The organism is Nocardioides sp. TF02-7 (genome assembly GCF_022437945.1).
GTDB lineage: Bacteria > Actinomycetota > Actinomycetes > Propionibacteriales > Nocardioidaceae > Nocardioides.
The window spans coordinates 2,832,862-2,856,698 of the sequence record NZ_CP092535.1; the positions used below are offsets into that span (position 1 = coordinate 2,832,862).

The window sequence follows — 23,837 nt, forward strand, 5'->3', positions numbered from 1 at the left end:
GCACGGGGTCTCCTCGGACGGTCCTCTGCTTCTGGGATGCTGCCGCCATGAGCTCAACGGCAGACGGTACGTCGACACTCGACCGGTTCTTCAAGCTCAGCGAGCGCGGCAGCACCGTCGGCCGTGAGGTGCGCGGCGGCGTGGTCACGTTCTTCACGATGGCCTACATCGTCGTGCTCAACCCGCTCATCCTCGGCTTCGTCACCGACGTCGAGGGCAACTACCTCGGCGGCGGGTCGGAGCCGAACCTGGCGGCGATCGCCGCCGGCACCGCGCTGGTGGCGGGGGTCCTCACGATCCTGATGGGCGTGTTCGCCAACTACCCCATGGCGCTGGCCACGGGGCTCGGCCTCAACGCCTTCGTCGCGTTCTCCGTCGCCAGCCAGATGACCTGGGCCGACGCGATGGGCCTGGTCGTGATCGAGGGCGTCGTGATCCTCGTCCTGGTGCTCACCGGGTTCCGCACCGCCGTCTTCCGGGCCGTGCCGAAGCAGCTCAAGGTCGCGATCTCGGTCGGGATCGGCCTGTTCATCGCGCTCATCGGCTTCGTCGACGCCGGGTTCGTGACCCGGATGCCCGACATCGCCAACACCACCGTCCCGGTGCAGCTCGGCGCCGGCGGCAACCTGAGCGGCTGGCCGGTCCTCGTCTTCGCCGTGGGCCTGCTGCTGATGATCGCCCTGTGGGCGCTCGACGTCCGCGGCGCGATCCTCATCTCGATCCTCGCCATGACCGTCGTCAGCCTGGTCATCGAGGCGGTCGGCGACCACGCGTGGGCGCTCACGGTGCCGGCCTGGCCCGACGACCCCGAGTGGCTGCCCGGCTTCGGCACCCTCGGCGAGTTCAACCTGCTCGGCTCGTGGGAGAACGCCGGCGTCGTCACCGTGCTGCTGCTGATCTTCTCCCTGCTCCTGGCCGACTTCTTCGACACGATGGGCACGATGACCGCCATCGGCGCCGAGGCCGGGCTGCTCGACGAGGAGGGCATGCCGCCCAACACCGAGCGGATCCTCGTGGTCGACTCGCTCGCCGCGGCGGCCGGCGGCGCCGCCGGCGTCTCGTCCAACACCTCCTACATCGAGTCCGCCTCCGGCGTCGGCGAGGGCGCGCGCACCGGCCTGGCCTCCGTCGTGACCGGCGTCCTGTTCCTGCTGTCGATCTTCCTGTCGCCGTTCGTGGGGATGATTCCCTCCGAGGCGGCCGTGCCCGCGCTGGTGCTCGTCGGCTTCCTGATGATGCAGCAGGTGCGCGCCGTCGACTGGGACGACGTCGAGATCGCGATCCCGGCGTTCCTCACCATCGTGCTGATGCCGTTCACGTACTCGATCTCGGTCGGCATCGGCGCGGGCTTCGTCTCCTACACGTTCCTCAAGATCGTCCGCGGCAAGGCCGCCCAGGTGCACCCGCTGATGTGGGTCGTCTCGGCGCTGTTCGTCGTCTACTTCGCCATCGACCCGATCACCGACTGGCTGACCTGACCCTGGCTGACCCGGGCTGCACCGCAGCGGCGGCGAGCGTCGCTCGCCGCCGCTGCGCAGTGATTTTGCGTCTGGTTCCTGCGGCCGGTAATCTCGGTAGCCGTGTCTGGGCCACCGGGCACGTCACGCATGCCCTCGATGCGGCCAGGGTTCCCGCGGAGTCTCGCGGAGCCGGCAACCACAACTGCTGGGCATCCAGATCAAGGCACAGCATCAAGCAACACCACCGTGCCCGGCAAGGTGCCGGCACTGAGAGCAGAGACGAAAGGGAACCATCAGGTGCCCACCATTCAGCAGTTGGTCCGCAAGGGCCGCCAGGACAAGGTGTCGAAGAACAAGACGCCTGCCCTGAAGGGTTCGCCCCAGCGACGCGGTGTGTGCACCCGCGTCTACACCACCACCCCGAAGAAGCCGAACTCCGCCCTGCGGAAGGTCGCCCGTGTGCGCCTGAGCAGTGGCGTCGAGGTCACGGCGTACATCCCGGGTGAGGGCCACAACCTCCAGGAGCACTCGATCGTGCTCGTCCGCGGTGGTCGTGTGAAGGACCTCCCCGGTGTCCGCTACAAGGTCATCCGGGGCGCTCTCGACACCCAGGCCGTGAAGAACCGCAAGCAGGCCCGTAGCCGCTACGGCGCCAAGAAGGAGAAGTGAGATGCCTCGTAAGGGTCCCGCTCCGAAGCGCCCGATCGACGTCGACCCGGTCTACGGCTCGCAGCTGGTGACCCAGCTGGTGTCGAAGGTCCTCCAGGACGGCAAGAAGCAGGTCGCGCAGCGCATCGTCTACTCCGCTCTCGAGGGCACCCGCGAGAAGACCGGCACCGACCCGGTCATCACGCTCAAGCGCGCGCTCGACAACGTCCGCCCCGCGATCGAGGTCAAGTCCCGCCGCGTCGGCGGCGCGACCTACCAGGTCCCGATCGAGGTCAAGGGCACCCGCGGCACCACGCTCGCGCTGCGCTGGCTGGTCGGCTACGCCCAGGACCGCCGCGAGAAGACGATGAGCGAGCGGCTGATGAACGAGATCCTCGACGCCTCCAACGGCCTCGGCGCCGCGGTGAAGAAGCGCGAGGACACGCACAAGATGGCCGAGTCCAACAAGGCCTTCGCCCACTACCGCTGGTGATCCCGGTCTGCGTGCGGCCCCCGGCCGCACGCAGCCGAGGCGGGTCCGCCCGCACACCGGTCCATCCCCGACTCTCGCCCCGACTTTCGAAGGAACGCTGACTCACGTGGCAGTCGACATCACGACGGACCTCAACAAGGTCCGCAACATCGGCATCATGGCGCACATCGACGCCGGCAAGACCACCACCACCGAGCGGATCCTGTTCTACACCGGCATCAACTACAAGATCGGCGACACCCACGAGGGTTCGGCGACGATGGACTGGATGGAGCAGGAGCAGGAGCGCGGCATCACGATCACGTCGGCCGCGACGACCTGCTGGTGGAAGGACCACCAGATCAACATCATCGACACCCCGGGTCACGTCGACTTCACCGTCGAGGTCGAGCGCTCGCTGCGCGTCCTCGACGGCGCGGTCGCGGTGTTCGACGGTGTCGCCGGCGTGGAGCCGCAGACGATGACGGTCTGGCGGCAGGCCAACAAGTACTCCGTCCCGCGGATGTGCTTCGTCAACAAGCTCGACCGCACCGGCGCCGACTTCTTCCGCTGCGTCGACATGATGGTCGAGCGCCTCAACTCCACCCCGCTGGTCCTCCAGCTCCCGATCGGCGCCGAGTCCGACTTCATCGGCGTCGTCGACCTGGTCGGCATGCGGGCGCTGGTGTGGCGCGGCGAGACCGCGATCGGCGAGGACTACGAGGTCGAGGCGATCCCGGCCGAGCTCGAGGAGCAGGCGGCGGAGTACCGCGAGAAGCTGCTCGAGACGCTCGCCGACGCCGACGACGCCGTCATGGAGAAGTACCTCGAGGGCGAGGAGCTCTCCGTCGAGGAGATCGACGCCGCGATCCGGCGCGCGACCCTCGCCGACAAGGTCAACCCGGTCCTGTGCGGCACCGCGTTCAAGAACAAGGGCGTGCAGCCGCTGCTCGACGCGGTCGTCAAGTTCCTCCCGTCGCCGCTCGACATCGAGGCGATCGTCGGCACCAAGTCGGAGGACGACGACACCGAGGTCACCCGGAAGCCGTCGGACAGCGAGCCGTTCAGCGGCCTGGCGTTCAAGATCGCCTCCGACCCGCACCTCGGCAAGCTCTACTACGTCCGCGTCTACTCCGGGAAGCTCGAGGCCGGCGCGACGGTGCTCAACTCCGTCACCGGTCGCAAGGAGCGGATCGGCAAGGTCTACCAGATGCACGCCAACAAGCGTGAGGAGATCGCGTCGGTCGGCGCCGGCCAGATCGTCGCCGTCATGGGCCTCAAGGACACCCGCACCGGTCACACCCTGTGCGACCAGGCCAACCCGGTCGTCCTCGAGTCGATGACGTTCCCGGCCCCGGTGATCGAGGTCGCGATCGAGCCCAAGACCAAGAGCGACCAGGAGAAGCTCGGCGTCGCGATCCAGCGGCTGTCGGAGGAGGACCCGACCTTCGTCGTCAAGACCGACGAGGAGACCGGCCAGACCATCATCGCCGGCATGGGCGAGCTCCACCTCGAGGTCTTCGTCGACCGGATGAAGCGCGAGTTCAAGGTCGAGGCGACCGTCGGCAAGCCGCAGGTCGCCTACCGCGAGACGATCCGCCAGAAGGTGGCCAACCACAGCTACACCCACAAGAAGCAGACGGGTGGCTCGGGCCAGTTCGCGAAGGTCGTCGTCTCCCTGGAGCCGAACATCGACCCCGAGACCGGCACCGGTGCGGGCTACGAGTTCGCCAACAACGTCACCGGTGGTCGCGTCCCGAAGGAGTACATCCCCTCGGTCGACCAGGGTGGCCAGGAGGCCATGGAGTTCGGCATCCTCGCCGGTTACCCGATGGTCGACGTGAAGTACACGCTCGAGGACGGCGCCTACCACGACGTCGACTCCTCCGAGCTGGCGTTCAAGATCGCCGGCCTGCAGGCCTTCAAGGAGGCTGCTCGCCAGGCGAAGCCGGTCCTGCTGGAGCCGATGTTCGCCGTCGAGGTCACCACCCCCGAGAGCTTCCTCGGCACGGTGATCGGCGACATCAACAGCCGGCGCGGCCAGATCCGCGCGCAGGAGGAGCGTCACGGCGACATCGTCGTCAGCGCCCTCGTGCCGCTGTCCGAGATGTTCGGGTACGTTGGCGACCTGAGGTCCAAGACCTCCGGTCAGGCGTCGTACTCGATGGAGTTCGACTCGTACGCCGAGGTTCCCACGAACATCGCCGACGAGATCATCAAGAAGGCGCGCGGCGAGTAGTCGCAGCCCTCGGCACCACCCCTTGGCTTCGGCCAGCAGAGTACGAGTCAGGTAAGAAAACCACATCCAGGAGGAGCCCCCAGTGGCTAAGGCGAAGTTCGAGCGGACCAAGCCGCACGTGAACATCGGCACCATCGGTCACATCGACCACGGCAAGACGACGCTGACCGCGGCGATCTCGAAGGTGCTGCACGACAAGTACCCCGAGCTCAACGAGGAGTCGCCGTTCGACGCGATCGACAAGGCTCCCGAGGAGCGGCAGCGCGGCATCACGATCTCGATCGCGCACATCGAGTACCAGACGGAGGCGCGTCACTACGCCCACGTCGACTGCCCCGGTCACGCGGACTACATCAAGAACATGATCACCGGTGCCGCGCAGATGGACGGCGCGATCCTCGTGGTCGCCGCCACCGACGGCCCGATGCCGCAGACCCGTGAGCACGTGCTGCTCGCCCGCCAGGTCGGCGTGCCGGCCCTGGTGGTCGCGCTCAACAAGTGCGACATGGTCGATGACGAGGAGCTCATCGAGCTCGTCGAGATGGAGGTGCGCGAGCTCCTCTCCGAGTACGAGTTCCCGGGCGACGACGTCCCCGTCGTGCGCGTGGCGGCCTTCCCGGCCCTCAACGGCGACGCCAAGTGGGCCGACTCGATCCTCGAGCTCATGAACGCGGTCGACGAGGCGATCCCGACCCCGGAGCGCGACACCGACAAGCCGTTCCTCATGCCGGTCGAGGACGTCTTCACGATCACCGGTCGCGGCACGGTCATCACCGGCCGCATCGAGCGGGGCATCATCAAGGTCAACGAGGAGGTCGAGATCGTCGGCATCCGCGAGGGCTCCCAGAAGACCACCGTCACCGGTGTCGAGATGTTCCGCAAGCTCCTCGACGAGGGCCAGGCCGGTGAGAACGTCGGTCTGCTGCTCCGCGGCACCAAGCGCGAGGACGTCGAGCGCGGCATGGTCGTCGTGAAGCCGGGCACCACCACCCCGCACACCAACTTCGAGGCCTCGGTCTACATCCTCTCGAAGGAGGAGGGCGGCCGTCACACGCCGTTCTTCAACAACTACCGTCCGCAGTTCTACTTCCGGACCACGGACGTGACGGGTGTCGTGACCCTGCCCGAGGGCACCGAGATGGTCATGCCGGGTGACAACACCGAGATGTCGGTCGAGCTCATCCAGCCCATCGCGATGGACGAGGGGCCTGCGGTTCGCCATCCGTGAGGGTGGCCGCACCGTCGGCGCCGGCCGGGTCACCAAGATCACGAAGTGACCTGACCGACCAGTCGCAACGACGGCCCCGGACCGACAGGTCCGGGGCCGTCGTGCTGTCCGGCCACACCACGACACCCAGGGAGATCCCCGCGTGAGCGACGGCGCAGAGCACCGGGTCACCCCCGGCCCGCCCCCACCACAAGATGACCGCCGACGGCCGCCGGGTGCGGGAGGTCCTGACCTACGCCCGCCGCGGCAGCCGGTTCACCCCGCAGCAGGCGGCGGCGTGGGGAGGCCCACCACGAGCGCTGGGTGGTGCCCGACGAGGCGGTCGACGAGGACGGCTTCTCCTTCGACACCTGGTTCGGCCGCGGACCCGGCGAGCGCGACGGGCTGGTCGTCGAGATCGGGTCGGGCGTCGGGAGGCGACCGCCGCGCTCGCCGCGCAGCGGCCGACGTACGACGTGCTCGCCCTCGAGGTGTGGCGTCCCGGGGTCGCCGCCACCCTGGCGCGACTGGCCGAGGTCGGCGCCGACAACGTGCGCCTCTGCGGCGTCGACGCCGTGTGGTCGCTGGAGCACCTGCTGGCCCCGGGGTCGGTCGCCGAGCTGTGGACGTTCTTCCCCGACCCGTGGCACAAGAAGCGCCACCACAAGCGCCGGCTGGTGACGCCGGGCTTCGCCGCGCTCGCCGCCGAGCGGCTGCGGCCCGGCGGCAGCTGGCGGCTCGCGACCGACTGGGCGGACTACGCCGAGCAGATGGTCGAGGTGCTCGACGCCGAGCCACGCCTGTCCGGTGGCGTGGTCGAGCGCTGGGCCGACCGCCCGGTCACCAAGTTCGAGCGCAAGGGGGCTCGCCGCGGGCCGGTCGATCACCGACCTGCGCTACACCCGGGTCTGACCGGGGCCGTCGCCGAGCAGCGCGAGCTCCTCGTCGACGTAGGGGTCGACCTCGCCCAGGGCGTCGAGCTCGGCCTTCAGCGCCCGCTGGAGCGCGCCCGCGCCTCCTCGGCCCGGCCGAGGTTGCGCAACGCCCACGCCACCATCCACCGCGCGACCCGGGTGGCACCCGGGTCGCCGATCCGCCGGCGCGCGGCCAGGGCCTCCTCGAACCCGGCGAGCGCCGCCGCGAAGTCACCGGCGTCCGCCCAGGTCATCGCGAGGTTGTTGAGCAGCGAGGCGTCCCAGTCGCGGGCCCGCGGGTCGGACGCGGCCCGCGCCACGGCGAGCGCCCGCTCGGTCAGCGCCCGCCGCTCCTCGGGCGCGGCCGCCAGCGCCACCATGTGCAGCGCGTCGACGTGGAGCTCCTCGAGGCCCGCCCGGGCAGCGGCCACCGCCGCCTCCTCGAACAGCGGCCGGGCCGCGGCGGGATCGCCCGCCGAGCGCCGCAGCCGGCCGCGCTCGAGCAGCAGCCGGACGGCGACCTCCGGGTCGTCCGCGCCGTCGGCCGCCGCCACCTCGTCGAGCAGCGCGTGCGCGTTGTCGTACCGCTCCTGGAGGCCGGCCGCGCGGGCCGCCTGGGTGAGCAGCACCGCCCGCTCGGCGCCGCGCCGGTCGGCGGCGGCCCGGCGGAACCGGTGCTCGGAGCCGGCGGGGTCGTCGAAGTCCCAGATCTCCGCAGGGTGCACCCGCCCAGTGTGCGCCCGTCCGGGCGCCGTCGTCGCGGAGGAGTAGGCGATCGGCAACCCGACGTTCACGCGGTCGTCGCGGCGTGTCGCTGCGGGCGGCCGGGTGCGCGGCGTACGTTCGCACCACTGGCGGGTGGGGAAGCCCGCCAGATCGGGGAGGCCCGTTCGTGAACGACGACCACATCATCCGGTGGCGGAGCCAGGGCGGTCCCTGGCGTGCCGACCGGGTGGGAGGGCGCCGGCACTCCGGCGTTCGGGCTCACGCGCCTGCTCGGGCATCCGCTTCCCGGTCCGTCTGCGAGGAATAGGACCGGGCGCAGAGTGCGCGCGCGGTCCGGTGAGGTGTCACGTGACAACCACAGAGTCCCGCGCCGCGCTCAGCGCCGAGGTCCCGGACGCCGCCGCGACCGACCGCCGTACCTACGTGCTCGACACCAGCGTCCTGCTCGCCGACCCCGGCGCGCTGCGGCGGTTCGCCGAGCACAGGTGGTGCTGCCCGTGGTGGTGATCAGCGAGCTGGAGGGCAAGCGCCACCACCCCGAGCTCGGCTACTTCGCGCGCAGCGCCCTGCGGATGCTCGACGAGATGCGGATCAGCCACGGCCGCCTCGACACGCCCGTCCCCGTGGGCGAGGAGGGCGGCACGCTCCGGGTGGAGCTCAACCACACCGACGTGGGCTCGCTGCCGTCGGGGTTCCGGCTCGGCGACAACGACACCCGCATCCTCGCGGTCGCGCGCAACCTCGCCGACGAGGGCCACGACGTCACCCTCGTCTCCAAGGACCTGCCGCTGCGGATCAAGGCCTCCGCGGTCGGGATCGACGCCGAGGAGTACCGCGGGGGAGCAGTTCGGCGACGCGTCGTCGGCCGGCTACACCGGCATGGCCGAGCTGGACGTCGCCGCCGAGGCCCTCGACGAGCTCTACGACGACGGCACGGTCGACCTGGAGGCCGCCCGCGACCTGCCCTGCCACCACGGGCTGGTGCTCCTCTCCGACCGCGGCACCGCGCTCGGCCGGGTCGGGCCCGACAAGCAGGTGCACCTCGTGCGCGGCGACCGGGAGGCCTTCGGGATCCACGGCCGCAGCGCCGAGCAGCGGATCGCGCTCGAGATGCTGCTCGACCCCGAGGTCGGCATCGTGTCGCTCGGCGGCCGCGCCGGCACCGGCAAGTCCGCGCTCGCCCTGTGTGCCGGGCTGGAGGCGGTGATGGAGCGGCGCCAGCACAAGAAGGTCGTCGTGTTCCGCCCGCTCTTCGCCGTCGGGGGCCAGGAGCTCGGCTACCTCCCCCGGCTCGGAGTCGGAGAAGATGTCGCCCTGGGCGCAGGCGGTGTTCGACACCCTCGGAGCCCTCACCTCCACCGCCGTGATCGAGGAGGTCCTCGACCGCGGGATGCTCGAGGTGCTGCCGCTCACCCACATCCGCGGCCGCTCGCTCCACGACTCCTTCGTGATCGTCGACGAGGCCCAGTCGCTGGAGCGCAACGTGCTGCTCACCGTGCTCTCCCGGATCGGCGCCAACTCCAAGGTCGTGCTCACCCACGACGTCGCCCAGCGCGACAACCTCCGCGTCGGCCGCCACGACGGCGTCGTCGCGGTCGTCGACAAGCTCAAGGGCCACCCGCTCTTCGCCCACGTCACCCTCACCCGCTCCGAGCGGTCGCCGATCGCCGCGCTGGTGACGGAGATGCTGGAGAACGTCGTGGTGTGAGGGGGGTGGGCGGCGCGGGCCGGGCGCGGCGGGGGACGTCATACGAAGTGAGGGTGATCGCCCACGATCCGGATGACGTCCCCGGCCTCACGCAACGCGGCGGGGCGCGGGCCGGGCGCGGCGGGGGACGTCATACGAAGTGAGGGTGATCGCCCACGATCCGTATGACGTCCCCCAGTGGGTCACGCGGCTCGGCGGGCGGCGGCCGCGGCCAGCGCGTCGGCGATCTGCCCGAAGAAGTCGTCGGGCTGCAGGCGCAGGCCGAGCAGCGGCAGGCGGAGCACGGTGTCGCCGGTGATCGCGAGCGCGTTCTGGCGCAGGGCGTCGCCGATGACGTTCTCGACCCAGGCGTGGTGGATGCCGTCGATCTCGACGACGACGCCGAGGTCGGGCCAGCAGAGGTCGAGGTAGTAGCGGCCGCGCCGGTCGCGGCGCAGCACCTGCCGAGCCGGCGGGGGCAGCCCGCGCTTGCGCAGCTCGCGGACGAGGTGGAGCTCGCCGAGCGAGCGGGCGCCGTCGAGCAGGTCGTTGAGGAGGGCGTGCAGCAGCAGCCGGCGCTTGTCGCGCTTGATCCGCAGCAGCTGCTCGCCGATCTGCTCCGGCGTCGCCAGGCCTTGCTGCACGGTGGCGGTGAGGAGGTACGCCGCCTGCTTGTCGCTGCGCGCCCAGAGCGCGCCGCGGACCGCGGCGACGGCGGGGCGGGTGCGCGGGATGCCGGTCGGGCAGAGGTCGTCGGCGCACCAGCGGCGGGTCTGGCGGATGTCGTAGCGGCGGTTGCGGCGCACCCGGGCCCCGCGCGGCACCGACACGCGGATCCGGTCGGCGTCGAAGCGCTCGAGCCCCGAGGCGAGCAGCGACGCCGACCCGTCGAGCTGGGCGCGCGGCCCGCCCTGGAACACCGCCGCCCAGCGGTGCCCCCTCGTCGGTCACCGGCCCGGAGTGGACGGCGACCGCCTGGTCCCCGAGCCGCCGCCACCGCTCCGCGCGGAGGTGGGCCCGGATCTCCCACCGGGTGACGCCCAGCTCCTTGAGCTGACGACGGGAGACGACGCCGGCCTGCTCGGCGGCGAGCTCGGCCAACCGGCGGGAGCGCTCGTCGGAGCCGGTGCCGACGAGCGCCCGGGCGAGGCGGGGCGGTGTGGTCATGCCGGCATGCTGCGGCCGCGGGGGCCACGAGCGGGCACGGCGGTCGGCCGGCTGTGGAGAGCCCCTCCTGCCGCAGCGCCCTGTGGACGCCGAGTGGCCCCGACCGACGCCGACCAGCTCAGCGCCAGCCGCGGACGTCATACGGGCCGAGGGCGATCGCCCACGATTCGTATGACGTCCGCGCCCGGCCCCGCGCGACGTCCCGCGGCACCTGCGGCATGACGCGGCATGCCGCATGACCTTGGACACCCCGTGTGAGCGCTGTGACCCGCGTGACTGTTGTGACTGGCGGGACCAAACTGACCCACATTTCAACCACTTTCCGGTGCGGTTCGGTTTGCACGGGGCAGGTCGGTCGGGCAGGGTGTCGTGGGTTGCCTGGGCCCGGTCAACGACGACCGGCCGCCCGCACGGGCGACCTGCACACGTCGTCGACCCCACGGGATCGAGCTTTGTCGAAGCACGCGAACTACACACCGAAGCACCGCGGCACCCCCGCCACGCCCACCTGAAGGAGACGCCCAAGAAGGCGCTCCGCAACACGGTGGTCCTGTCGGGCGTCGCGCTCACCGTCACCGGGATCACCGTCGGCGGCGGCGTGGCTGGGCGACCGGGGCGGCGAGGCCCCGGCGGCCGCGGGCAACCTGGCAGGCCTCACGGGCTCCGGCTCGGGCGCCGAGGCGGCCGTCGACTCCGGTGACCGTGCGCCGGTGGTGTCGCGCTCCGACCGTCGCGGCGAGGCAGACCCGGCCAAGCAGGCGGGCCTGGTGCAGAGCGAGACGGCGGCGATCACGGAGGCCGAGCAGCTCTCCGACTCCGACCCCCGCGACATCGCCCGCGCGCTGATGGGCGACTTCGGCTTCGGCCAGGACCAGTTCGGCTGCCTCGACTCGCTGTGGACGCGCGAGTCCAACTGGAACCCGTACGCCGACAACCCGACGTCGTCGGCCTACGGCATCCCGCAGTCGCTCCCCGGGTCCAAGATGGCGTCGGCCGGTGCCGACTGGGCCACCAACCCGGTCACCCAGATCACCTGGGGCCTCGGCTACATCCGCGACCGCTACGGCAGCCCGTGCTCCGCGTGGGGCCACAGCGAGTCGCACGGCTGGTACTGAGCCACCCCACACACCGGGCCGAAGATGAGGCCTAGGGCCGGGTCATCCGCTCCACGTCGAGCGCGGCGTCGAGCTGCTCGAGCGTGAGGTCGCCGCGGTCGACGTAGCCCATCTCGAGCACCTGCTCGCGGATCGTGCGGCCCTCCTTCAGCGCGGCCTTGGCGACCTTCGCGGCCTCCTCGTAGCCGATGTGCTTGTTGAGCGGCGTGACGACCGACGGCGAGGACTCGGCGTAGCGGCGCATCCGCTCGGCGTCGGCGGTGATCCCGTCGACGCACCGGGCGGCGAGCGTGCGCATCGCGTTGGCGAGCAGCCGCACCGACTCGAGCACGTTGCGGGCCATCACCGGCATGGCGACGTTGAGCTCGAAGCTGCCGCTGGCGCCGGCCGCGGTGACGGCGGCGTCGTTGCCGACGACCTGCATGCACACCATGAGCGTCGCCTCGGGCAGCACCGGGTTGACCTTGCCGGGCATGATCGACGAGCCCGGCTGGAGGTCGGGCAGGTGGATCTCGGCGAGCCCGGTCGTGGGTCCCGACCCCATCCACCGCAGGTCGTTGCAGATCTTGGTGAGCCCGACGGCGATCGTGCGGAGCACGCCGCTGAGCTCGACGAGGGAGTCGCGGGCGCCCTGCGCCTCGAAGTGGTTGCGCGCCTCGGTGAACTCCTCGCCGGTGGCGTCCGCCAGCGCCTCGATGGCCGCCGCGGCGAACCCGGCGGGGGTGTTGATGCCGGTGCCGACAGCGGTGCCGCCGAGGGGCAGCTCCCGCACCCGCGGCAGCACCACGGCGAGCCGCTCGGCGCCGTAGCGGACGGTGGCGGCGTACCCGCCCAGCTCCTGGCCCAACGTCACCGGGGTGGCGTCCATCAGGTGCGTGCGCCCCGACTTCACCAGCCCGGCGAACTCCTCGGCCTTCGCCTCCAGCGACCCGGCCAGCACGTCGAGCGCGGGCAGCAGGTCGCGGGTGACGGCGAGCGTCGCAGCGACGTGGATCGCGGTGGGGAAGGTGTCGTTGCTCGACTGGCTGGCGTTGACGTGGTCGTTGGGGTGCACCGTCACCCCGGCCCGCTCGCACAGGGAGGCGATCACCTCGTTGGCGTTCATGTTGGAGCTGGTGCCGGAGCCGGTCTGGAACACGTCGATCGGGAAGTGCTCGTCGTGCTCGCCGCCGGCGACCTCGCGCGCGGCGGCGACGATCGCGTCGGCCTTCGCCTCTTCGAGCACGCCGAGCCGGGCGTTGGCGGCCGCCGCGGCGGCCTTCACCTCGCCCAGGGCGTGGACCAGCGCCGGCTCGATCGGGGTGCCGCTGATGGGGAAGTTCTCGACCGCGCGCTGGGTCTGTGCCTTCCACAGGGCCGCGGCCGGCACCCGCACCTCGCCCATGGAGTCGTGCTCGACGCGGAAGTCCGTCGGTTCGCTCATGGAGCCGACAGTACCCACGAGCGCCCGCTCCGCCCCTCGCTATCGCCGGCGGGCGAGGTAGAGGTGGTAGGTCCCGACCCGCCCGTGCCCGGGCACGGGCAGCGCCTCGGCGGCCACCTCGCCGACGACCTCGGCCAGCGTCGCCGCGAGCGCGGGGGAGGGCGCGGCCGACCAGACCGCGAGCAGCCCGCCCGGTGCGAGCGCGTCCCCGCGCGGCCGCGAGACCGGTGCGGTCGTAGAGGGCGGCGTTGGTGTCGTGCACCAGGTGGTCCGGGCCGTTGTCGACGTCGAGCAGCACGACGTCGTACGCCGCCGCCGCGCGCCGCAGGGCCTGGCCGACGTCGTCGACGACGACCTCGACCCGCGGGTCGGCGAGCAGCGGCGGCCCGTGCGGCACCGTGCCGTCGCGCAGCCACTCCACGAGCGCGGGCTCCAGCTCGACGACCGTGCACCGCGCGACCCGCGGGTCGTCGAGCACCGCGCCGAGCGTGAACCCGAGGCCCAGCCCGCCGACGAGGACGTGCAGCGGGCCGTCGGCGCACGCGGCGAGGGCCCGGGTCGCCAGCGCGCGCTCGGAGGTGTGCTCAAGGGTGTCCATCACGAACACCCCGTTGGCGCGGAGCTCGAGGTGGCCGTCGTCCCGGCGGCGCAGCACCAGCTCGCCGCGGCCCGACGCGCTCCGGGTCGTGTCGCCCGAGCCGGTCACGTCAGTCGAAGAGCTCGCTGAGCCAGCTCTCCTTGCGCTTGCGCTTGTAGTGCCCCTGCTGGAGTACGACGACCGGTCGTCGTACCGGTCGTGGCGCTGCTGCTGCGGTGCGGCCGGACCGGGCGGCACCGACAGCGAGCGCTCGATGATCTTGTCCAGCTCGCCGCGGTCGAGCCAGACGCCGCGGCACTGGGGGCAGTAGTCGATCTCGATCCCGTTGCGCTCGCTCATCACCAGGGTCGTCTCGTCGATCGGGCAACGCATCCGGCTCTCCTCGTGGTCGGGGGCTTGCTGGGTCCAACGTGGTCAGATCCGAGGTGGTTCCCCGGCGATCGTTGCCGTCGGCCCGCCTGCGTGCTGAGGTGGTCGGATCGGTGACGTCGAGGGGAGCAGCCATGTCGCTCGATCGCAGGACCCTGGTCAAGTCGGCCGCCGCCCTCTCCGCCGCCGGCCCGTTCGCCGGCCTGGTCGCCCCCGGGGCGCCGGCCCACGCCAGGCCGCGGGCGGCCGCCCTGGTGCCGGTGCGCGACAAGCGCGACGGCAAGGTGCGGCTGCACCTGCCGCGCGGGTTCTCCTACCGCTCCTTCCACGACACGGAGTCGCCCGTGGTGCTGCACGACGGCACCCGGCTGCCGGGCCGCCACGACGGCATGGGGGCGTTCCGCGGGCCGCGCGGCACCGTGGTCCTCGTCCGCAACCACGAGGTCAACAACCCGACGCCCGCGTTCGGCCCGCGCCGGCCCTACGACCCGATGGCCGGCGGCGGCACGACCACCGTCCAGGTGACCCGGCACGGCAAGGTGGTGCGCGCGTTCACCAGCCTCAACGGCACGATGATGAACTGCTCGGGCGGCCGGATGCCGTGGGGCGCCTGGGTGACCTGCGAGGAGACCGTCAACGGCCCGGACGTCGGCCCCGACTTCACCGGCGCGTCGAACGTGCCGCTGACCAAGCCGCACGGCTACGTCTTCGAGGTGCCGGTGGACTGCCGGCAGGGCGCGGGGCAGGCGAGCGGGCGCCCGGTGCGCTCCGCCGGCCGGTTCGCCCACGAGGCGGTGTCGTTCGACCCCCGGCACGGGCACCTCTACCTCACCGAGGACAACTTCGCGTTCGCCTCCGGGTTCTACCGCTACCGCCCGCCGGTGCACCCGATGAAGGTCGGCCGGTTGAAGGACGGCGGCCGGCTGCAGATGCTGAAGGTCAAGGGCGTCGACAACGCCCACCTCGAGGGCGCGCAGCCCACCGGGGCGACGTACGACGTCGAGTGGGTCGACATCGACGAGCCGGACGTCGAGTACGACTACCAGCCCGGGGCGGACGCGCCGACGCCCAACGACACCGCACTGGTGCACGCGAGCAGCCAGGGCTGGGCGCAGGGCGCGGCGTACTTCTCCCGGCTCGAGGGCCAGGTCTACGACGACGGCGTCGTCTACTTCACCTCCACCCAGGGCGGCGGCGCTCCGGAGGCCGGCAACCACGACCCGGCCGGCTACGGCAACGGCTCGGGGCAGGTCTGGGCCTACGACACCCGGGCCCGCCGGCTGCGGTGCGTGTTCCAGTCCAGCGGCCCGCTCGAGCTCGACCTGCCCGACAACATCACCACCTCGCCCCGGGGCACGCTGGTGGTCTGCGAGGACAACGTCGACGACAACTTCGTGCGCGGGCTCTCGCCGAGCGGGCGGCTGTGGGACATCGCCCTCAACCGGCTGCGCAGCGCCAGCGGCGCCGACCGGTCCAACGACGAGTTCGCCGGGTCGACGTTCAGCCCCGACGGCCACACCCTGTTCGTGAACATCCAGGCGAGCGCCGGGATGACGTTCGCGATCTGGGGCCCGTGGCACCGGATCGGCGTCTGAGGCCGCGATGGGACTCGTCACAGACGTCCGGGTCCGGCAGCCCGCGAAGAACGACCTGGTCGGTCGCCGGTTCCGGGTTGCCGGCGTCGGCGCCGGCTTCGAGGGGACGATCGGGATGCGGCTGCTCGACCCGCGGGGCCGGGTGCTCGCGACCGGGTCGGCGCAGTCGTCGGGCGGCGGCGTCGGTGTCGGCGAGTTCGCCACCACTCTCGAACTGGACCGGTCGCCGAGGGCCGGCACCCGGTGCCTGCTGGAGGTCTTCGGCGACAACCCCGGCCTGCCCGACGAGGGCCCCAGCCCCGGCTTCGACACCCGGCGGGTCGAGGTGATCGTCTTCCCCGACCTCGCCGGCTGGCTGCTCTACCGGGTCGAGCCGGGCGACACCCTCAGCGGCATCGTCCGCAAGCTGCGCGACTTCGGCCGGTTCACCGTGCCGCAGGTGGTCGCCGCCAACCCCCGGATCACCGACCCCGACCACATCGAGGTGGGCTGGCGCCTCCGGATCCCGCTCAAGCGGTGACGCCCCGCCGCCCGGACCCTAGGCTTCCCGCATGAGCGAAGCCGCGGCCTCCCGCGTCATCTACGGCTGCATGGGCCTGGCGTCGGTGCCGCAGGCCGAGGCCGCGGTCGAGGCGGCCCTCGAGGCCGGCATCACCCGCTTCGACCACGCCGACATCTACGGCCGCGGCGGCGCGGAGTCGGTGTTCGGCGAGGTGCTGCGCCGCTCCCCGGGGCTGCGGGAGCGGATCGTCGTCCAGAGCAAGGTCGGCATCCGGCTGCCCGAGCAGGGCGTCGTCGGCCACTACGACCTCGGGGCCCGCGCGATCCGGGAGGGCGTCCTCGGCAGCCTCGACCGGCTCGGCACCGACCGGCTCGACGTGCTGCTCCTGCACCGGCCCGACCCGCTGCTGGAGCCGGCCGAGGTGGCGGCGGCCGTCGCCGGCCTGCAGGAGGAGGGCCTGGTCGGCGGCGTCGGCGCCTCGAACATGTCCGCCGCGCAGCTCGCCGCGCTCCAGGAGGCGCTCCCGACGCCGCTGGTCGCCGACCAGCTCGAGATGAGTCTCGCCCGGCACGGCTTCGTCGACTCCGCGGTGCTGGTCAACCACCCGGAGGCGGTGATGGTCGACTTCCCGCACGGGACGCTGGAGCACTGCCGACGGCACGGCATCGAGCTGCAGGCGTGGGGCGCGCTCGCCGGCGGCCGCTACAGCGGCGGGCCCGCCCTCGAGGGCGACGCCGCTGCGGAGGCGACGGCGGCGCTCGTCGAGCGGATGGCCGGGGGAGCGCGCGGTGCCGCGGGAGGCGGTCGTGCTCGGGTGGCTGATGCGGCACCCGGCGCGGATCGCCCCGGTGGTCGGCACGACCGACCCGTCCCGGATCCGGTCGTGCGCCGAGGCGGAGAAGGTGGCGGCGTCGATGAGCCGGGTCGAGTGGTACGAGCTCTACACCGCGGCCCGGGGGAGCCGGGTGCCCTGACCGGCCGAGAGGACCGGGGGCTTAGGATCCTTCCGTGGACCTCAAACCGCTCGCCTGCTCGTTCGACGAGGAGTCCAGGACCCTGTTCGTCAGCGGGTCCGTGGACGAGCTCTCCGGCGTCGTGCTCCGCGAGAACCTCGCGAAGTACTCCGACGACTACCAGGAGAACCTGACCGTCGACCTCGCCCGCGTCGACTTCCTCCCGAGTCTCGGGATCGGCGTGCTGGCGGTCGCGATGCGCGACGCGGAGACCAACGGCGCCGTGATCGACCTGGTCGTCGAGCCGGGGACCCTGGCCCACCAGGTGCTCAACGTCTGCGGGCTGCCCTACCGCGAGCGCTGAGCCCGCTCACTCGTCGTCGACCTCGGGCGGGATCCGTGCGGCCAGCAGCGCCACGTCGTCGGCCGGGGCCTCGGTCAGCAGCCCCCGGACCAGCGCGTCCGGCAGGTCGGTGAGGGGCACCCCGGGACGCGACGCGAGGTCGACCAGCGCCCCGATGCCCGTCTCGAGGTCCTGGCCGCGCCGCTCGACGAGCCCGTCGGTGTAGAGCAGCAGGCCGTCGCCGGGTCGGAGCTGCAGCTCGGTGTCGGCGGTGAACTTGCGACCGACCCCCAGGGGCGGGTGCGGCTCCGCCCGCAGCCGGGTCGCGACGCCGTCGGCTCCGAGCAGGATCGGGGGCACGTGACCGGCGTTGACGACGTTGGCCGTCATCGTGTCGGGGTCGAACAGCGCGTAGACGCAGGTGACGATCTCCTCGGGGAACAGGTCCCAGACCAGGGCGTCGAGCGACTCCATCAGCGGCAGCGGGGGCAGCCCGAGCCGGGCGTAGGCGCGGACGGCGGCCCGGAGCTGGCCCATCACCGCGGCCGAGCGGACGCCGTGGCCCATCACGTCGCCGATGACGAGGCCGGACCGCCCGTCGTCGAGCTCGATGACGTCGTACCAGTCGCCACCGACGCGGCTGCCCTCGGCGCCGGCGCGGTAGAACGTCGCCACCTCGAGGTGCTTGAGGTTGTAGGAGCGCTCGGGCAGCAGGCTCGCCTGCAGCTCGTCGGCGATCTGCCGCTCGCGGGCCGCCACCTCCGCCGCCGCGTGGGCGACGAGGACCGACTCCGCCGCACGGCGCCGCTCCGTCACGTCCCTGCAGCGAGCAGCGCAGCACCGGCCCCACGTCGTGGACCGTGGTGACCTCGCCGCGCACGTGGGCGAAGAACTCCGAGCCGTCGGGACGGTGGACCGGCACCTCGAACGCGATCTCGTCGCCCAGCCGTGCCTCGCCCAGCACCGCGCGCACGAACGGCCGGTCGTCGGGGCGGACCAGGTCGGCGAGGAGCCCGGGGTGGCCGGCCGCCTCGACCTCCTCGGCGGAGCGGCCCAGCAGCCGCAGCAGCTCGCTGGAGACCTGCACCCGGCCGGAGTCGAGCTCGACCGACCAGCTGCCCATGTTGGCCAGCCGCTCCGCCTCGTCGAGGAGCCGCTGGTTGCGCTCCAGCTCCTGACGGGTGCGGCGGGTGCGGTCGAGCTCGAGGCTGGCGCGCACGCGCGCCAGGAGCTCGCGGGCGGCGAACGGCTTGATGAGGTAGTCGTCGGCGCCCGCCTCGAGCCCCTCGGCGGTCGCGTCGTCGCCGCCGCGCGCCGACAGCATCACGACCGGCACCCCGACGGTCGCCGGGTCGGCCCGCAGGGCCGCGAGCAGCCCGAACCCGTCGAGCTCGGGCATCATCACGTCGGTCAGCACCAGGTCCGGGGTCTGCGCCCGGGCGGCCTCGAGCGCGGCCCGGCCGTCGACCGCCGTCACGACGTCGTAGTGGGGGGCGAGGACCTGCGCGACGTACTGCCGGATGTCGGCGTTGTCGTCGGCGACGAGGACCCTGCAGCCGGTCTCCCGCGGCGCCGGCGGCGGGAGTGGCGCGGTCGACGTCGACGTACTGCGCCGCCTCGGTCAAGAACCCCTCGATCACCCGGTCGGAGACCGCTCCTCCGGTGCCGCCCACCACGCGCTCGGGGTCGAGGTGGTCGGTGCCGAGCGGCACCCGCACGGAGAACGCGCTGCCCTCGCCCGGCGCGCTCACCACCTCGGTGCGGCCACCGTGGATCTCGACCGCCTCGCCGACGAGGGCCAGGCCGATCCCGGACCCCTCGTAGCTGCGGCCGCGGACCTCGCGGATCCGGTGGAACCGCTCGAACAGCCGCGACTGCTCCTCGACGGGGGATCCCGACGCCGGTGTCGCGCACGGTGAGCACCGCGTCCGGGCCGTCGAGCCCGAGCCGGACGGTGATCGAGCCCTCGTGGGTGAACTTGAGTGCGTTGGACAGCAGGTTGAGCACGACCTTGCCCCACAGGTCGCGGTCGACGTGGACCTCCTCGTCGAGGGGCGGGCAGTCGACGACGAGGGTGAGCCCGAGCCGCTCGGCAGCGCCGGAGAACATCCCGGCCAGCTGGCGCGTGTACGCCGCGAGGTCGACCGGCTCGAACGTCCCCTCCATCCGGCCCGACTCGAGCCGCGAGAAGTCGAGGAGCGTGTTGACCAGCTTGAGCAGGCGCAGCCCGTTGCGCTGCACCAGCTCCACCCGGTCGCGCTGCCGGGGCGGCAGCGGCTCCCCGGAGTCGGCGAGGGCGTCCTCCGCGGGGCCGAGGAGGAGCGTCAGCGGGGTCCGGAACTCGTGGCTGACGTTGGTGAAGAAGTCGCTCTTCGCGCGGTCGAGCGCCGCCAGGCTCTCCGCCCGCTGACGCTCGGCCTCGTAGGCGCGGGCGTCCGTGATCGCCGCGCCGAGCTGGCCGCCGACGAGCGTGAGGAAGTCGGCGTACTCGGCGTCGAAGGGACGGTAGGGGTTGAGGCCCGCGACCAGGAACCCGTACGCCGCCCCCTGCGCGCCCGGGACGGGCACGACCGCCGCCTGCGACGGCGGCACCGGCCAGGCGCCCGTCGGCAGGTCGGGGAACCGCTCCGGGTCGAGGTCGACGACCGTGGGGCCGACGTCGGGCGCGCCCGCGGTCCAGAGCCCGCCCTCGCCGTCGGCGGGCACCACGGCGGGGGCCGCGGGGTGCTCCGGCGGCAGGCCGCCGATCCCCACCCGCTGGGCGGCGCCGCTGCCGTCGTGGAGATAGAGGAGGTGGAACGGCAGGTCCTTGCGCCCGGCCGCGAGCGCCTCGCCGGCGGCCCGGATCGTCTCCTGCTCGCCGACCTGGGCGCGGATCCGGCCCGCGAGCTCGGCGAGGGTCGCGATCCGGCGGTTGGCGATCACCTCGTCGGTGTCCTCGCTGACCACGCAGAGCATCGCCGCGACCTCGCCGTCGTCGTCGGCGACGGGACTGTAGGAGAAGGTGTGGTAGGTCTCCTCCGGGTAGCCGCTGCGCTCGAGGACCAGCATCAGCTTCTCGTCCCAGGTCGACACGCCCTCGCGGAAGACCTGCTCGATGCGCGGTCCGATGTCGTCCCAGATCTCCGACCACACGGTGGCGGCCGGGCGGCCGAGGGCCCAGGGGTACTTGGCGCCGAGCGTCACCTCGCGGTAGGCGTCGTTGCAGAAGAACGTCATCGACGGTCCCCACGCCAGCCACATCGGGAACCGGGACGCGAGGACGGTGCGGACGGTGCTCCGGAGGAGCGGCGGCCACTCCTCAGGAGGGCCGATCGGCGTCTCCGCCCAGTCGACGGACAGCAGGTCTCGACCGAGGCGACCGCTGCGGAGCAATGTCTCCCGCATCTCGCTGAGCTCCTCTGGCAGGTCCACGGGCCGCTGACCGGTTTGCTCCAGGGCGGCTGGTGACGGGGATCCTAGGCCAGGATCGCCCTGGTCTGCATCGGATGGGTCCTGCGGGTTACCGTCGGACCAGCAGCCGGGCACTCGTCCGGCCCACGAGGACAGGAGAGGTCGCCCGTGGAACCCACCACGACCCGGTCGGAGCCGGACACCGGCCTGGACCGTGGCCCGGTCGTGGGGCGCGACGAGGTCGGTCGCGTCCCGACGGTGGTGCTGGTCGACGACGCGGTCGAGGTCCGCACCCTGGTCCGCGCCCGGCTCCGGCTGGCCGGGACGATCGACGTGGTCGGCGAGGCCGCCAGCGGCCAGGAGGCGATCGAGCTGGCGGACCGGCTCCGCCCCGACCTCGTGCTGCTCGACGTCTCGATGCCCGGCATGGACGGCCTGGAGGCGTTGCCGCGGATCAGGAGCGCCGCGCCGGCGACCCGCGTGGTCATGTACAGCGGCTTCGTGGAGGAGGGGCTGGCCGAGCGCACCCTGGCGCTGGGGGCCGACGCCTTCTTCGAGAAGTCCTCGTCGCTGCAGTCCCTCGCCGACGACCTCCTCGCCGTCCTGGAGACGGGCAGCGCGGGCGAGCGGGCGATCGTGCAGCCGGAGCCGCGGTCGCGCCGGCTCGAGCGCACCGACGGGTCCGAGGAGCCGAGCGGCTGGGCGAGCGCCTCCATGGTCGAGCCGGTCCTGCGCGAGCACCTCGAGCGGTTCCGCGAGGTGTTCGACGACGCCGCGATCGGCATGGCGACCATGACCCTGGCCGGCCGCCTGGTGCGCGCCAACCCCAGCCTCGGCCGGTTGACCGGCCGCCCGGTGCCCGAGCTGGTGGCGATGTCGTACGCCGACCTCGTCGGCGCCGACGTCGACCGGGTGCAGGACGCCCTGCAGGCGGTCGTGAGCGGGTCGCGCGAGGTGGTGCAGTTCGAGCACGGCGTCGTCGGCGCCGAGGACCAGCGGCTGCTGTGCACGCTGTCGCCGGTGCGCGATGCCGCCCAGCGCCCGCTCTACCTGTTCCTGCAGGTCCAGGACGTCAGCGCCCAGCGCGAGGCCGAGGAAGAGCTGCACCTCAGCGAGCAGCGGTTCCGGATGCTGGTGGAGGCGGTCCAGGACTACGCGATCTTCATGCTCGACCCGACCGGGCACATCGCCAGCTGGAACGCGGGCGCCCAACGCATCAAGGGCTGGACCGAGGAGGAGATCGTCGGCCGGCACTTCCGGACGTTCTACCCCCGCGACAAGCAGGTCGAGCAGCACCCCGAGCACGAGCTCGAGATCGCTGCCCGCGACGGCCGGTACGAGGAGGAGGGCTGGCGGGTCCGCAAGGACGGCACGACGTTCTGGGCGCACGTGACGATCACGGCCGTGCGCGACGACGTCGGCAACCTGGTCGGCTTCGGGAAGGTGACGCGGGACGTGACCGAGCGGCTGCACATGCTGCAGCAGCAGGAGCGCGCCGCCGCGGCGCTGGCGGAGGCCAACGAGCAGCTCGAGACCGCCAACCAGCGGCTCCAGCAGGCGGCCGAGGACCAGGCGCAGTTCCTCGCGCTGACCGCCCACGAGCTGCGCTCGCCGGTGGGCGTGCTCGGCGGGAGCGCGCAGCTGCTCCGCGACCAGTGGACCGCCATGGACGACGACCAGCGCGAGGAGCTGCTCGGCTCGATGATGAGCGGCGCCACCCGGCTCCAGCGGCTCCTCGGCGACCTCCTGACGGCCTCCCGGATCCGCAGCAGCGCGCTCGACATGCAGCTCGAGGTGATCGACCTCGGCGCCGAGGTAGAGCGCACCCTGCGGTCGAGCGGGTCTCCCGGGGAGAACGGCGAGGTCGTGGTCGAGGTGCCCGCGGGGCTGCGGGTGGTCGCCGACACCGACCGGCTCGCCCAGATCCTGGAGAACCTGGTGCGCAACGCGCTCCTGCACGGTGCGGCGCCGGTGCTCGTCACGGCCGAGCCTGGCGAGGAGACGGTCCGCCTGGTGATCAGGGACGCCGGCGACGGTGTCCCGGAGGGGCTCCAGGGGCGCCTGTTCGAGCGGTTCGCCACCGGCAGCTCGCGCGGCACCGGGCTCGGGCTCTACATCGTCCGGGTCCTCGCTCGGGCCCAGGGCGGCGACGCCGACTATCGTCGTGACGACGGAGCCTTCGTCGTCACCATCCCAGCGGCTCCAGCTGGGGAAGAGCAGCAAGTGGGGGTCAGGTGAGCGGCAGCAACACCAGCGGGGAGGACAACAGTCCGGTCCGCGTCCTCGTGGTCGACGACGCGGCCGACGTACGGGTCCTCGTGCGCAACGCCCTGCGTCTGCGCGGCGGCTTCGACGTCGTCGGTGAGGCGGCCTGCGGCGAGGACGCCATCACGCTCGCGCGCGACCTCGAGCCCGACGTCGTCGTGCTGGACCTGACCCTGCCCGACGTCAGCGGCCGCGAGGTGCTGGCGCGGGTGCAGGAGCTGCGCCCGGACGTGAAGGTCGTGATCTTCTCGGGTGCGGAGGCCGAGGACCGCGGCTGGCTCGAGGAGCAGGCGGCGAGCTATCTCCTCAAGGACGTCGACGTCGGCTACCTCGTCGACGTCGTCGGCACCGTGGCGCGGGAGGACCGGTCGACCGAGGCCTCGCTCGAGCTCTCCCAGGAGCTGGGCAGCGTCAGCGAGGCGCGCCGGTTCGTGCGGTCGAAGCTCGAGGAGTGGGGCCTCCAGGCGCAGCTCGACCTTGCGTACCTGGTCGTGACCGAGCTCGCCGCCAACGCCGTCCTGCACGCCCGCTCCGACTACGAGGTGGGCGTCTCGCAGACCGACGAGGCGCTGCGGATCGCCGTCCGCGACCGCGGCCCGGGAGCGCCGGTGCTGCGCGGCGACGACACCGGCGCCGAGAACGGCCGGGGCCTGCTGCTGGTGTCCGCGCTGGCCGCGGCGTGGGGGCGTGGAGCACCACGACGACGGCAAGGTCGTCTGGGCGGAGCTCCGGCGCGCGCCGGGTGACGCGCTGGCCGGGTG

Annotated in this window: 19 protein-coding genes and 3 pseudogenes; 15 read left to right on the plus strand and 7 right to left on the minus strand. The window is 72.5% G+C overall.

What is annotated here, in order from left to right; all coding sequences use genetic code 11:
• Positions 1–47 precede the first annotated feature (47 nt).
• The 6 genes and pseudogenes from MF408_RS14575 to MF408_RS14600 all read left to right on the plus strand — a co-directional run.
• Positions 48–1,478: an NCS2 family permease gene (locus tag MF408_RS14575; protein WP_240248309.1), complete on the plus strand. Its 1,431-nt coding sequence runs from the start codon at positions 48–50 to the stop codon at positions 1,476–1,478.
• A 279-nt stretch (positions 1,479–1,757) separates the two neighbouring features.
• Positions 1,758–2,129 carry a 30S ribosomal protein S12 gene (rpsL, locus tag MF408_RS14580; protein WP_148848205.1) on the plus strand — a complete coding sequence of 124 codons (372 nt, stop codon included), beginning with the start codon at positions 1,758–1,760 and terminating at the stop codon, positions 2,127–2,129.
• A 1-nt stretch (position 2,130) separates the two neighbouring features.
• Positions 2,131–2,601: a 30S ribosomal protein S7 gene (gene rpsG / locus MF408_RS14585; RefSeq protein ID WP_136593690.1), complete on the plus strand. Its 471-nt coding sequence runs from the start codon at positions 2,131–2,133 to the stop codon at positions 2,599–2,601.
• A 106-nt stretch (positions 2,602–2,707) separates the two neighbouring features.
• A complete protein-coding gene (gene fusA, locus MF408_RS14590) occupies positions 2,708–4,819 on the plus strand; it encodes an elongation factor G (protein WP_275693181.1) in 2,112 nt (703 codons plus the stop codon).
• An 82-nt stretch (positions 4,820–4,901) separates the two neighbouring features.
• Positions 4,902–6,096: pseudogene (gene tuf, locus MF408_RS14595) on the plus strand (elongation factor Tu).
• Positions 6,097–6,241: 145 nt separating this feature from the next.
• A pseudogene (locus MF408_RS14600) lies at positions 6,242–6,841 on the plus strand (tRNA (guanine-N7)-methyltransferase); the annotation flags it as partial.
• Between the two features lie 81 nt (positions 6,842–6,922).
• Here the strand turns inward: MF408_RS14600 and MF408_RS14605 are convergent.
• On the minus strand, positions 6,923–7,075 hold the full coding sequence (locus MF408_RS14605; protein WP_240252182.1) for a hypothetical protein: 153 nt from the start codon (positions 7,073–7,075) through the stop codon (positions 6,923–6,925).
• On the minus strand, positions 7,015–7,734 hold the full coding sequence (locus tag MF408_RS14610; protein ID WP_240252184.1) for a tetratricopeptide repeat protein: 720 nt from the start codon (positions 7,732–7,734) through the stop codon (positions 7,015–7,017). The genes MF408_RS14605 and MF408_RS14610 overlap by 61 nt, the downstream gene beginning before the upstream one ends.
• A 355-nt stretch (positions 7,735–8,089) precedes the next feature.
• Here MF408_RS14610 and MF408_RS14615 point away from each other — a divergent pair.
• Positions 8,090–9,374 (plus strand): annotated as a pseudogene (locus tag MF408_RS14615) (PhoH family protein).
• 182 nt (positions 9,375–9,556) lie between these two features.
• Here MF408_RS14615 and MF408_RS14620 read toward each other — a convergent pair.
• Positions 9,557–10,273 (minus strand): DUF559 domain-containing protein, encoded by a 717-nt coding sequence (locus tag MF408_RS14620; RefSeq protein WP_240248310.1) that lies wholly within the window; start codon positions 10,271–10,273, stop codon positions 9,557–9,559.
• Positions 10,274–11,233: 960 nt separating this feature from the next.
• Here MF408_RS14620 and MF408_RS14625 point away from each other — a divergent pair.
• Complete coding sequence (locus MF408_RS14625; protein ID WP_240248311.1) at positions 11,234–11,635, plus strand: hypothetical protein; 402 nt, start codon at positions 11,234–11,236, stop codon at positions 11,633–11,635.
• A gap of 31 nt (positions 11,636–11,666) precedes the next feature.
• Here the strand turns inward: MF408_RS14625 and MF408_RS14630 are convergent, their stop codons facing one another.
• On the minus strand, positions 11,667–13,058 hold the full coding sequence (locus tag MF408_RS14630) for a class II fumarate hydratase (RefSeq protein ID WP_240248312.1): 1,392 nt from the start codon (positions 13,056–13,058) through the stop codon (positions 11,667–11,669).
• Between the two features lie 256 nt (positions 13,059–13,314).
• Here MF408_RS14630 and MF408_RS14635 point away from each other — a divergent pair, with 256 nt between their 5' ends.
• Positions 13,315–13,785, plus strand: coding sequence for a hypothetical protein (locus MF408_RS14635; RefSeq protein WP_240248313.1), 471 nt, complete (start codon positions 13,315–13,317; stop codon positions 13,783–13,785).
• Here MF408_RS14635 and MF408_RS14640 read toward each other — a convergent pair.
• Positions 13,766–13,954 (minus strand): hypothetical protein, encoded by a 189-nt coding sequence (locus MF408_RS14640; protein ID WP_240248314.1) that lies wholly within the window; start codon positions 13,952–13,954, stop codon positions 13,766–13,768. The genes MF408_RS14635 and MF408_RS14640 overlap by 20 nt on opposite strands.
• 205 nt (positions 13,955–14,159) lie before the next feature.
• Between MF408_RS14640 and MF408_RS14645 the strand changes: the two genes are divergently transcribed.
• The 4 genes from MF408_RS14645 to MF408_RS14660 are packed head-to-tail and all read left to right on the plus strand — an operon-like array spanning position 14,160 to position 17,439.
• Positions 14,160–15,620, plus strand: a complete 1,461-nt coding sequence (locus MF408_RS14645; RefSeq protein WP_240248315.1) for an alkaline phosphatase PhoX — start codon at positions 14,160–14,162, stop codon at positions 15,618–15,620.
• A 7-nt stretch (positions 15,621–15,627) separates the two neighbouring features.
• The gene (locus MF408_RS14650) at positions 15,628–16,140 is read left to right on the plus strand and encodes a Gmad2 immunoglobulin-like domain-containing protein (RefSeq protein WP_240248316.1); all 513 of its coding nucleotides are present in this window, start codon (positions 15,628–15,630) and stop codon (positions 16,138–16,140) included.
• A 31-nt stretch (positions 16,141–16,171) separates the two neighbouring features.
• Positions 16,172–17,269, plus strand: a complete 1,098-nt coding sequence (locus MF408_RS14655) for an aldo/keto reductase (protein ID WP_240248317.1) — start codon at positions 16,172–16,174, stop codon at positions 17,267–17,269.
• Positions 17,218–17,439, plus strand: a complete 222-nt coding sequence (locus MF408_RS14660) for a hypothetical protein (RefSeq protein ID WP_240248318.1) — start codon at positions 17,218–17,220, stop codon at positions 17,437–17,439. Before MF408_RS14655 ends, MF408_RS14660 begins: the two co-directional genes overlap by 52 nt.
• Before the next feature lie 6 nt (positions 17,440–17,445).
• Here the strand turns inward: MF408_RS14660 and MF408_RS14665 are convergent, their stop codons facing one another.
• Together MF408_RS14665 and MF408_RS14670 are read right to left on the minus strand one after the other, a co-directional pair.
• The gene (locus MF408_RS14665) at positions 17,446–18,234 is read right to left on the minus strand and encodes a PP2C family protein-serine/threonine phosphatase (RefSeq protein WP_240248319.1); all 789 of its coding nucleotides are present in this window, start codon (positions 18,232–18,234) and stop codon (positions 17,446–17,448) included.
• 657 nt (positions 18,235–18,891) lie between these two features.
• Complete coding sequence (locus tag MF408_RS14670; RefSeq protein WP_240248320.1) at positions 18,892–20,805, minus strand: GAF domain-containing sensor histidine kinase; 1,914 nt, start codon at positions 20,803–20,805, stop codon at positions 18,892–18,894.
• Positions 20,806–20,979: 174 nt separating this feature from the next.
• Between MF408_RS14670 and MF408_RS14675 the strand changes: the two genes are divergently transcribed.
• Together MF408_RS14675 and MF408_RS14680 are read left to right on the plus strand one after the other, a co-directional pair.
• Complete coding sequence (locus tag MF408_RS14675; protein ID WP_240248321.1) at positions 20,980–23,049, plus strand: PAS domain S-box protein; 2,070 nt, start codon at positions 20,980–20,982, stop codon at positions 23,047–23,049.
• A complete protein-coding gene (locus MF408_RS14680) occupies positions 23,046–23,822 on the plus strand; it encodes a response regulator (protein ID WP_240248322.1) in 777 nt (258 codons plus the stop codon). Before MF408_RS14675 ends, MF408_RS14680 begins: the two co-directional genes overlap by 4 nt.
• The last annotated feature ends 15 nt before the right edge of the window (positions 23,823–23,837 follow it).

Excerpts from the sequence above, each read along its gene's own strand:
- MF408_RS14575 (WP_240248309.1), top strand. The coding sequence starts at position 48 with ATGAGCTCAACGGCAGACGGTACGTCGACACTCGACCGGTTCTTCAAG.
- rpsG (WP_136593690.1), top strand. The coding sequence starts at position 2,131 with ATGCCTCGTAAGGGTCCCGCTCCGAAGCGCCCGATCGACGTCGACCCG.
- MF408_RS14630 (WP_240248312.1), bottom strand. The coding sequence starts at position 13,058 with ATGAGCGAACCGACGGACTTCCGCGTCGAGCACGACTCCATGGGCGAG.
- MF408_RS14645 (WP_240248315.1), top strand. The coding sequence starts at position 14,160 with ATGTCGCTCGATCGCAGGACCCTGGTCAAGTCGGCCGCCGCCCTCTCC.
- MF408_RS14650 (WP_240248316.1), top strand. The coding sequence starts at position 15,628 with ATGGGACTCGTCACAGACGTCCGGGTCCGGCAGCCCGCGAAGAACGAC.
- MF408_RS14655 (WP_240248317.1), top strand. The coding sequence starts at position 16,172 with ATGAGCGAAGCCGCGGCCTCCCGCGTCATCTACGGCTGCATGGGCCTG.
- MF408_RS14670 (WP_240248320.1), bottom strand. The coding sequence starts at position 20,805 with ATGCGGGAGACATTGCTCCGCAGCGGTCGCCTCGGTCGAGACCTGCTG.